Here is an 8,786-nt window from a genome sequence, read left to right as displayed (position 1 = left end):
TGGCCTTGCTATAAAAGGGAACTGTCTCTATGTCGCTGATACTGGTAACCACCGTATTCAGACCTTAAAAATCAATCCCGATGGCAACCTGTCTCCAAAATTTTCCTTTGGGAAGAAAGGCGATGGTTTAGGAGAATTCTCAGCACCTGTTGGCCTTGCTATAAAAGGGAACTTTATCTATGTTGGTGATACAGGGAATAGCCGTATTCAAGTACTGGAAATAAAATATTGAAAAATTGAGCTGTTTTCTTTAATCAAGAGTACAGCTAAGGAAAAATAAGGTAATTAAAGGTAATTAGTTGTAATATTCAAATTGCTTAATATGGGTGTAGGGTTTAATTCGCACATTTAACTTATGTCGGAGAAAGGCTCTTCTTAAGTTATGTGCTCATTTAAAGAGGTGATTTGTTGTTTGCATTGGTAAATCAGCTACGGTGGGCTGACATCATAGTGATTGTGATGGTTTGTCGTTGTGTCTACATTGGGATAAAACGCGGCCTTGGCGTTGAGATATTTAAGTTAGCAGGTGTTTTGGTTTCTGTATTTGCGTGTGTGCATTACTATTCTAAACTAGGTTCTTTTTTAAGCAAGCCAGAACTTATCCCCACTGAAATCGGAAATTTCATATCTTTTACGCTCTTATTTGTAATTTCTGTGTTTTTCTGCAGTTTAATTCGGGAGGCGTTTTTACTTCTTGTCAAATTGCAGCCTCATCCTGTCTTGGATAAGTGGATTGGTGCTTTTCTAGGAGGGGTTCGCGGAATATTTTTAAGTGGAATGATACTCATAGTTTTTATCGTTTCACCTGTAGGATTCTTAGACAGAGGCGCTAAGATTTCCTTTTTTGGCATATACACCTTTGGTACTGTAGCAAAGACATACACCTTTATGGTTGATAAATTAGTTAAACCATTCTTTCCCGAAGAAGGCTTCAATGAAGAATTCTTTGAAGCTCTTGGAAGATAATCAGTCACTCTGACCTTATTTTTTCAATCTTTGTAATCATTTTAAAGAAAGGAACTGAATATGAAATTAGGCAAACTCTACGAACAAATTGTTAAAACAGGAATTGAGAATGATCCTAGAGGTAAGAAGTCTGTTTCCAGCGATTTGGCAAGAAAAAAAGAGCGTTACAAGCAATTAAGAGACAAAGACAAGGAATTCTTCGACAAGGATTCACTTTTTAATCCTTACGCAGATACCCGGCTCCTTTTCGGCGATAAAGACAAGGAGATCAAGACGATCTTTGTCGGGATAGATGTAGGGGGAGAAGAGCTTTTGCTTATTGACCGTCTAAACCAGAAGAGGAAGAAGAAAATTGATCTTGCGATTTCTCATCATCCTTGGGGAAGGGCACTGGCCTCCATATTTGAAGTTATGTCTATGCAGGCAGAGCTGCTAGCCCAAGTAGGGGTTTCTATCTCTCTGGCTGAGTCTTTAACATCAGAAAGGGCCAAAGAGGTCGAAAGGCGTTTTATGCCTGTTAATAATATGCGCGCTGTGGATACTGCAAGATTGCTCAATATTCCATTTTTATGTATGCATACAGCTGCTGATAATTGCGTTGCAACCTACTTACAGAAAATAATTGATAAAAAAGCGCCTCAAAAACTGCAGGATATCATTGATATATTACATCAAATGCCGGAATACAAATATGCTGCAGTCAATAAAAACGGGCCGAAGATCATTTGCGGCAGCCCTAACTCAAAGGCGGGAAAGACATTTGTCGATATGACAGGCGGCACAGAAGGCTCAAGAGATGTCTTTGCTAAATTAGCTGATAAAGGCATCAGCACTTTGATCTGTATGCATCTTTCAGAGGAGCATTTTAAAAACGTCAAGAAAGAAAGAATCAATGTTGTTATTGCCGGCCATATTTCAAGTGACAGCGTAGGAATTAATCTTCAGCTTGATAGGCTCGAAAAAAAGGCAAGACTTGAGATTATTTGCGGTGGAGGATTCAAGAGATATAAAAGGTAAATATTATGTCAACGCGCTTTCCAGAACATATTCTTGAAGAGGTCCTAAACAGGCTAGATATAGTTGAGCTTATCTCAAGCTATATACCTTTAAAGAAGGTCGGTAGGAATTTTAAGGCAGTTTGCCCTTTTCATTATGAGAAGACAGCCTCTTTTATTGTAAGCCCGGATAAAGGTATATACCATTGTTTTGGATGTTCTGCAGGTGGAAATGCCTTTAATTTTCTTATGCGCTATGAACACTTGGATTTTAGAGAGGCCGTCCAGATTTTGGCAAAAAAGGCAGGAGTTTCTTTGCCGGTAATTCAGACTGATGAGGCTGGTAATTTTAACCGTGAAATCTATCGGGCCAATGAACTTGCTGCAGAATTTTATCACAGAAATTTACTTAAAGCAGAAGCAGCTAGCTTCGCACGCAAGTATCTAGCAAAAAGAAAAATAACTCCAGAGACAGCAAAAACCTTTAAATTGGGATTTGCTCTTAATTCCTGGGATAGTCTCTTGAATTATCTGCGAGAGAACAAAATTAATTTAAAAATACTAGAGAAAAGTGGACTCTTGATAGCTAAAGAAGGTGGCGGTTTTTATGATAGATTTCGCAATAGGATTATGTTTCCCATTTTTGATGTAAAGTCAAGGATTATAGGCTTTGGCGGTCGCACTATCGAAGATGGTAAGGATACGGCCAAATATATAAATTCTCCTGAAACGCCTATTTTTATAAAAGGCAATAATCTTTATGGTTTTAATTTTGTAAAAGATGGCATAAGGCAAAAGGATGCGGCAATTGTTGTTGAAGGCTATTTAGATATGATTATGCCCTATCAAGAGGGGATAGCTAATATTGTATCTAGTTCAGGTACTGCCCTTACCAACAATCAGGTTAGGTTACTTAAGCGCTATACAAAGAACATCATTGTTATTTTTGATGCAGATAGTGCAGGTGAGGCGGCGAGTTTGCGTAGCTTAGATTTATGTGTCGAAGAAGGCGTTCATGTGAGAATTTCGGTTTTACCTGGCGGCCTTGATCCTGACTCTTTAGTCAGAGAAAAGGGCTTAGATGCATTGAATTCAATCATAAAGGGCGCTTTAGGGCTATTTGATTACAAGATGTCATTTCTTACTAAACGCCTTGATTCTAAATCTATTGAGGGCAAGACTAAAATAGCGCATGAAATGCTTTCTACAATAAACAAATTCAAAGATCAGATTCTAAAGAGCCAATATCTGAGGAAATTATCTCAGATGCTCAATATAGATGAAAGCGCTCTATTGGAAGAGGCGGATAAGATGGTTCAAAGTCCAGGGTTTAACACTGGCGATAATCGTTACGATTTTATCGTTGATTCTAAGGCCTCTGCAGTAGAGAAGATGATTTTGAAATTAATACTAAAAGATGCCAGCTGTGTTAATGAGATAAAGAAAGAGATCAGTTTGGATGATTTTCAGGATGAGGATATCAAACAAATCATTTCTAAGGTTTTCCAACTTCATGATCAGGGTAAGGTTGCGGCACCTCATCAGCTCATGAGTTTTTTTGAGGGCGCTTTTGTTCATCAGATGATTTCACAATTATCATTAAATGAAGATAGTTATTGTATAGATGAATTATGCTCCAATGATAAAGATAAGGTATTAGGCGAATGCCTAAAACGCATTAAACTAAAACGCTTTAAACGAGAAAAGCAGACAATGCATCAGAAGATTCTTGCTGCGCAGACAAGAAACGATGAGCAAACAGTTAATCGATTAATAATAGATTATAATAAGCTGATTAAAAAGACATAGGAGTTTTTCTAATGAAGACGAAAAAAAATAGCAACCTTAAAGGTCTGGAAAGATTGGTCGCTATCGGAAAGCGCAAAGGTTTTCTTACTTACGATGAAGTCAATGATCTTTTGCCTGAGGATGTTGTTTCTACTGAAGAGATAGATAGAGTACTGGATTATTTAGGTAAAGAGGAAATTCAACTAGTTGATTCACAGAAGGACTTAGCTAAGATAAAGACCGGCTTTAGCACGGAAGACCTTAAACTTGCAATTTCTGAAGACAAGAAGCCCCCTGCGCTGGCAGATAAATATATCCCCTTAGATGATCCAGTCAAGATGTATTTGAAACAGATGGGTCATATTTCGCTCCTCTCGCGCGAAGATGAGATTGCTCTGGCAAAACGAATAGAGGAGGCAGAGAATAGATTCTGCGAAGTTGTCTTGGTTACAAGATTTGCACGTGATGAAATATTGAAACTTGCCAACAATATTCTAGAGAAAAAGATCAATCTTGAAGATGCAGTCAAATTCGACATCAATCTTAAACGCGCCAGCATCGTACGCAGAATCGGTAGGCTGACTCATAAATTGCGTCATACGCGAAAGGGCAGTGATAGTTCATCTTTGATGATGGAATTTAGTTTTGCCACCAACATTGTCGAAGGTATATGCAAGAGACTCAAAAATACAATTAAACTTATCGATGCCATAGACAAAGACTTCAAAAAGAAAAGATTAAAGAAAGAAAAAGGCAAAATTGCTCAATTGCGAAAGCGAAAGCGAGAACTCTTATGTTCTTTAGGCGAAAGCTACAAAAAGATCAAGGATGATTTAAAGATAATAAGGCAGAGGGAGTGGAGATTTTCTCGGGCAAAAAAGGCGCTTGTAGAAGCCAATTTGAGATTAGTCGTAAGCATTGCCAAAAAATATACAAACAGAGGCCTGTCATTTCTGGATTTGATTCAGGAAGGAAACATTGGCCTTATGCGGGCAGTAGAGAAATTCGAATATAAACGAGGCTATAAATTCTCAACATACGCTACCTGGTGGATAAGACAGGCCATTACTCGTTCCATTGCTGATCAGGCAAGGACTATACGCATCCCTGTGCATATGACTGAGACTATAAATAAGATTATCCGTATTTCAAGGATGTTTGTTCAGGAAAAAGGGCGAGAGCCGAATCCGGAAGAGATTGCACGAGAGATGCGCATGTCTTGTGATAAGGTAAAAAGTATTTTAAAACTTGCTCAGGAGCCAATCTCATTGCAGACGCCAATCGGTGATGAGGGCGATACTCATTTTGGTGATTTTATTGAGGATAAAAAGGCCATATCTCCTGCAAATGCCACAGTACACTCCATGCTTAAAGATGAAATGCAAGATGCGTTAGGCACGCTTACTGACAGAGAGAGAAGGATTCTTATGCTTCGTTTTGGCGTTGGCGATGGAAGTCCGCGTACGCTAGAGGAAGTAGGTAATGTCTTCAAGGTTACGCGCGAACGCGTGCGTCAGATTGAGGCCAAGGCATTACGTAAGTTAAGACATCCTACTCGTGCTCGGCGTCTTCGTTCATTTCTGGATATGAGCATTTCCCACGAGAAGTAACCTGCTTCGCGCAAAACGAAGCAGGGAGGATTATCCCTCCTATTTTATTAAATAAATTCCTAGACCATAGTTTAAGGTATTTATTTCTCTTGACATCCACACATTTGTGTGGTAATAATATTTATTATGAAAGAGTTAACCACCAAACAAAAGAATGTCCTAAAATTCATCTGGGATAAGATTAAGAAGGAAAAATTGCCTCCTACTATTCGTGAGATTGGTAAGCATTTTAATTTTTCTTCAACAGGTACAGTAAGAGATTACCTGAGGGCCTTAGCAGAAAAAGGCTATATCAAGATGCACCAAGGAAAGGCGCGTTCAATTGAATTAGTGAAAGAGCGAATATTCCAAATTCCTATTGTTGGTAGGGTTAGGGCTGGTCCCGCAGAATTGGCCTTTGAAGACGTAGACGGCTATGTCAATTTGGATAATTTCCTTTTTAATGAAGATATCTTTGCGTTAAGGATAAAAGGCGACAGCTTAGAAGGCATCGGTATAAGGGAAGGTGACTTGGCGTTGGTGAAGAGGCAGAACACAGCCATGAATAACGACATCGTTATCGCCCTTATTAACGAGGATGCGACAGCAAAGATTTTAAAGATAGAAAGAGGGAGAATATATTTAAGTCCCGCAAATGATAAATACCAGCCTATAGAGTTAAGCTCTATGAGGGGTTCTGATATAAAGAATAGAGCATTTTCTAACGATACAAGCCAAGATGTCCAGATTATTGGAAGGGTGTTGACAGTAATTAGGAGATACGTCTAATCCGCATGCAAGTTAGGAGTTAGTAAGCCGCAAAGTTTAAATGCGCCTGCCTTTAAGTAAGTGCCACTAAAGTTTCAGAATTATCTTGCCAACTATTTATAACTATAGTAAAATCATTAAGTTAGTTATAAGGATAAAAAATTAATCAACTAATCAAACCAAAAGGGGTATATAATGAAATGGATTAGATTAGATGTATTGTTAATTTGTCTTTCTATTATCTGTGCTGCAGCGATAATTGGATATTGTATAATTAACAGTGTCGCAATTATCAATGAGACTATACGAGCTAAAAAGACGGGCATCTCTGAAGAAGGCATCAGTGAAATAATAAAAGGACTAAAAGATACACAACTACAGCCACGCCAAGCTGCAGAAAGAAGGCCAGAGCCCGGCTCAAAAAAAGTCGAAGGCGTAAATGCAGCAGGTAATGCCATTAAAGGTAGTCCTGATGCCAAGGTTTTGATGGTTGAATTCAGCGATTTTCAGTGTCCATTTTCTAAGAGATTTTATCAAAATGCCTTTCTTAGAATTGAAAAGGAATATATTTCTACTGGGAAAGTTAAGTTCGCATATCGCGATTTTCCTTTAGGCTTTCATCCTCAGGCAAAATCTGCGGCAGTGGCCGCTAAATGCGCCGGAAGGCAAAATAAGTACTGGGAGATGTTTGATAAGCTTATTAATGCCCCTGAGTTAGAGACAGAGTCATTAAAAGGACTTGCTAAAGAAATTGGCTTGAATGCGAAGGTCTTTGATGCATGTTTAGATAGAGAAGAGACAAAGGAAGAGGTAGAGAATGACCTGAAGGATGCCCAAAGGTTCGGCGTTCAAGGAACTCCTGCCTTTTTCATCAACGGACGCATGGTTGAAGGGGCAATGCCCTTTGAACTATTCAAGAAAATAATTGAAGAAGAATTGGCTAAAACAAAATAAGTCAGGTTTCTCCAAGCGTATCAATAGAATTATCTTGCCAAGATTTCTAATCCATAGTAAAATTAAACGTTTAGGTGTAAGTTTCGGGCGATTAGCTCAGTCGGTTAGAGCAGCTGACTCATAATTGGAGAGTACTCATTCATGGGGGCAGGAAGCGTAGTAACTCACGATGCTCCTATAGGATATGGGAATCCTGCAAGAATAGAATAAGGAGAGTATGACAGACGCAATACTAATTAATCCTGCTTATAGCAATATAATTTATAAAAATACTAAAGTTAAAGTTGGTGCGCCAATTAGCCCCTTGCTTAATTTGCCATTACTTGCTAAGCCAGTTCTTGATGCAGGTTACAAAGTTAAGATATTAGATTTAAACATAGAAGATGACCCCGATTTATTCTTGGAAGAAAATATCAGAGCAGAAAAACCCAAGATTGTAGGCATAACTTTTACCACACCTTTATATTTTGAAGCAGAAAGACTAGCAAGTCTCATAAAAAGAATCAGATCAAGTACCATTCTTGTCGCTGGTGGAGTGCATACTGCAACTTTTCCTGAAGATGTGATTAAGGGGTCTTTTGATGTCGCTGTAATGGGTGAGGCAGATTTTGTTATGCGGGATTTATTAACTAAGGATTGGAAAAACATTAAGGGGTTGGTATTTAAAGAAAATGGCAACATCATAAATACAGGTAAGGCGGAGCAAATAGAGGACTTAGATGATTTACCATTGCCCGCTTGGAATCTCTATTCCCTTGAAAGATATAATAGCCTATCATTGAGCCATAGGAAAAGCCCACCTGGTTACTTAGAAACTTCCCGTGGTTGTCCTTATGGGTGTGTTTTTTGCAATAAAAACATCCAGGGTAGAAAGTTTCGTGTAAAGAGTCCCAAGAGGGTAGTTGATGAAATTGAATATATGTTGATGATTGGATTCAATGAGATAAATATTCTCGATGATACTTTTTCAACGGATTTAAAAAGGGCAAAAGCAATCTGTGATGAGATTATAAATAGAGACTTAAAATTTCCATGGTTTCCGCTTAATGGTATGAGAGTAGATAGTTTGGATAAAGAGTTACTTACAAAGATGAAGAAAGCAGGTTGTTATAAAATCACACTAGGCATAGAAACAGGAAGTCAGAAAGTCCTCAATAGGATTAAAAAGGGGATAAACTTACAACAGGTAAGGGATGCAGTCCGCTGGTCAAGAGAGCTGGGCTTTGAGACACTAGGTTATTTTATGTTTGGGCTTCCTGGGGAGACAGAAGAAACCATGGAGGAAACAATTAAGTTAGCAAAAGAATTAAAACTTGATTTCGCAAAATTCAATATTACCATTCCATTGCCAGGAACAGAATTATTCAACGAGTGGGATAGTAAGGGATTGATCAAAACAAAAGACTTGAATAGATATAATTTTCATTCTTCTAATTATGAATTGTATGACCACCCTACATTATCTCACGAGACCATTGATAAATATTACAAAAAATCATATCGTTCTTTTTATTTCTCTCCTATGTATCTTTTGAGGAATTTTTTGAAGGATTTAAGAGACGGATTTCTATTGTGGGATATACGCCTTTTTCTACAGACAAATTGGCTCAAATGAAAGCACTCAAGCATTTAAGTAAAATACAGGTTTCTCTTTCTCTTTGGTTTATGAAATTATTAGCACGGATAATTTACATCTTCTTATTGCCATTTTTGTGGATAGTGGATT

8 protein-coding genes are annotated in these 8,786 nt (G+C 38.1%); all 8 read left to right on the top strand.

The features are described from left to right. Window positions 1-232 (top strand): 6-bladed beta-propeller (locus tag KJ593_08555; GenBank protein ID MBU2541930.1); only part of this gene is annotated, 232 nt, incomplete at its 5' end. A gap of 176 nt (window positions 233-408) precedes the next feature. Further along, window positions 409-966 (top strand): CvpA family protein, encoded by a 558-nt coding sequence (locus KJ593_08550; GenBank protein ID MBU2541929.1) that lies wholly within the window; start codon window positions 409-411, stop codon window positions 964-966. A 60-nt stretch (window positions 967-1,026) separates the two neighbouring features. Continuing rightward, the gene (locus tag KJ593_08545) at window positions 1,027-1,983 is read left to right on the top strand and encodes an NGG1p interacting factor NIF3 (protein ID MBU2541928.1); all 957 of its coding nucleotides are present in this window, start codon (window positions 1,027-1,029) and stop codon (window positions 1,981-1,983) included. A gap of 5 nt (window positions 1,984-1,988) precedes the next feature. After that, on the top strand, window positions 1,989-3,770 hold the full coding sequence (gene dnaG, locus KJ593_08540) for a DNA primase (GenBank protein MBU2541927.1): 1,782 nt from the start codon (window positions 1,989-1,991) through the stop codon (window positions 3,768-3,770). Between the two features lie 11 nt (window positions 3,771-3,781). After that, window positions 3,782-5,359 carry an RNA polymerase sigma factor RpoD gene (gene rpoD / locus KJ593_08535; GenBank protein ID MBU2541926.1) on the top strand — a complete coding sequence of 526 codons (1,578 nt, stop codon included), beginning with the start codon at window positions 3,782-3,784 and terminating at the stop codon, window positions 5,357-5,359. A gap of 126 nt (window positions 5,360-5,485) precedes the next feature. Further along, window positions 5,486-6,127, top strand: coding sequence for a transcriptional repressor LexA (gene lexA / locus KJ593_08530; GenBank protein ID MBU2541925.1), 642 nt, complete (start codon window positions 5,486-5,488; stop codon window positions 6,125-6,127). A gap of 174 nt (window positions 6,128-6,301) precedes the next feature. Next, window positions 6,302-7,060, top strand: coding sequence for a DsbA family protein (locus KJ593_08525; protein ID MBU2541924.1), 759 nt, complete (start codon window positions 6,302-6,304; stop codon window positions 7,058-7,060). A 217-nt stretch (window positions 7,061-7,277) separates the two neighbouring features. Beyond that, complete coding sequence (locus tag KJ593_08520; GenBank protein ID MBU2541923.1) at window positions 7,278-8,675, top strand: B12-binding domain-containing radical SAM protein; 1,398 nt, start codon at window positions 7,278-7,280, stop codon at window positions 8,673-8,675. The last annotated feature ends 111 nt before the right edge of the window (window positions 8,676-8,786 follow it).

It is taken from the genome of Candidatus Omnitrophota bacterium, assembly GCA_018830005.1.
Lineage (GTDB): Bacteria > Omnitrophota > Gorgyraeia > JAHJTE01 > JAHJTE01 > JAHJTE01.
The sequence above is the reverse complement of the archived record's forward strand: the minus strand, read 5'-3'. Positions and strand labels throughout refer to the sequence as shown.